Raw genomic sequence first — 1,755 nt, 5'->3', positions numbered from 1 at the left:
AAAAAGCACAAAAGGCGGATGAGGCGAAGTCGACGTTCTTAGCAAATATGAGTCATGAAATAAGAACACCATTAAATGCAATAATTGGATTCTCTGATATTCTTAGTAATTCAAGTGAATTAAAAAGTGACAATAAAAAACAAGCACAAATTATTCAAACAAGTGCTAACTCTCTTCTTAGCATTATCAATGATATTTTAGATATTAGTAAAATAGAAAGTGGTAACTTTGATATTGCTATTGAAAAAACTGATTTATATTTTATTAGTGAGCATGTAATTGAACTATTCTCAAAAAGAGCAAGTGAAAAACATCTAAAACTAATATTTAATATTGACCACAAGATACCTCTATGTATCTTAACAGATGGAATAAGATTAAGACAAGTATTATCAAACCTATTATCAAATGCAATTAAGTTTACTCACGAAGGGAAAGTATCTTTAAATATAACTCTTCTAGAAGAAAAAAATAATAGAAGTAAAATAAGATTTGAAATAGAAGATAGTGGTATAGGAATACCACAAGAAAAACTAGAAAATGTATTTAAACCTTTCGTACAAGTAGACCATAAATCAAGTAGACAATATGAAGGTACAGGATTAGGATTAAGTATCTGTTCTCATATTGTTCAATCTTTAGGTTCTCAAATACAAGCACAAAGTAAAGAGAATGTTGGAAGTAAATTCTTCTTTGATTTAGAATTTGAAACTTGTGATGATAATCTTCATATCTCTAAAAGCTTTTTAAATCATGTTAAGTTTAAAGTAACCAAAGAAGATAGTGACTTATATCACTATATAAAAAGATATATAGGACTGTTTGGAACAGTAAATACAGATGAAGAAAATCCTGATATAGTAATCTGTTCTTGTGATAAAACAAAAGATGCCTTAGATACTATGAGAGAAAGATATGAAAATACTCCTATTTTAATTCTGTTTAACCATGAAGATGAAGCTAAAAACTTTAAATTAAAAGCAAATGAACATACTTTAGTTTTACCTTTCTATGCTTCAAAAGTGAATGATGCTCTGCAAGAGCTTTTAAGAAAAACAAAACAAGTAGTAAAACCCTCAAAAGATGAGATAGAAAAGAAATATAAAGCAAATGTACTTGTAGCAGAAGATAATGAAGCAAACCAAGAATTAATCTCTTATATCCTAGATAGTATGAATATAAACTACTCAATCCAAGATAATGGACTAAAAGCTCTAAAAGAATATAAAGAAAACTCATATGACTTAGTTCTTATGGATATAAATATGCCAATACTAGATGGTATAGAAAGCTTTAAAGCAATAAGAAAATATGAAGAAGAGAAACTTTTAAAACAAATACCAATAGTAGCCCTAACAGCAAATGCAGTAAAAGGTGATAAAGAGAGATTCCTAAGCCTAGGAATGAATGATTACCTAAGTAAGCCAATAAATACAGATGAAATAAAAAAAGTATTTGATAAATACCTAAAAGAAGATACTCATAATTCTTCATCAAAAGATAGCACAATTATGATAGCTAATGAAGAGAAACTAAATGTATCAAAAATAGTAGATAAATTAGGTGTATCAGAAAATATAGCAAATATGATAGTAAATAAATTTAAAAAAGATATAACAAAAGACTTAGAAGAGTTAGAGAGTTTAATTGAAAATCAAGAGAAAGAAGCAATAGCCCAAAAGGCTCATTACATCAAAAACTCTTGTTTAAATGTCGCTTTAGATGATATCTGTCAATTGTTGCAAAAATTGGAAA

General features: G+C 27.5%; 1 protein-coding gene. It reads left to right on the top strand.

Going from position 1 to position 1,755, the window contains the following annotated elements:
• Positions 1-1,755 (top strand): ATP-binding protein (locus CRV02_RS14215; RefSeq protein ID WP_129090895.1); only part of this gene is annotated, 1,755 nt, incomplete at both ends.

It is taken from the genome of Arcobacter sp. CECT 8989 (assembly GCF_004116715.1).
GTDB lineage: Bacteria > Campylobacterota > Campylobacteria > Campylobacterales > Arcobacteraceae > Halarcobacter.
The sequence above is the reverse complement of the archived record's forward strand: the minus strand, read 5'-3'. Positions and strand labels throughout refer to the sequence as shown.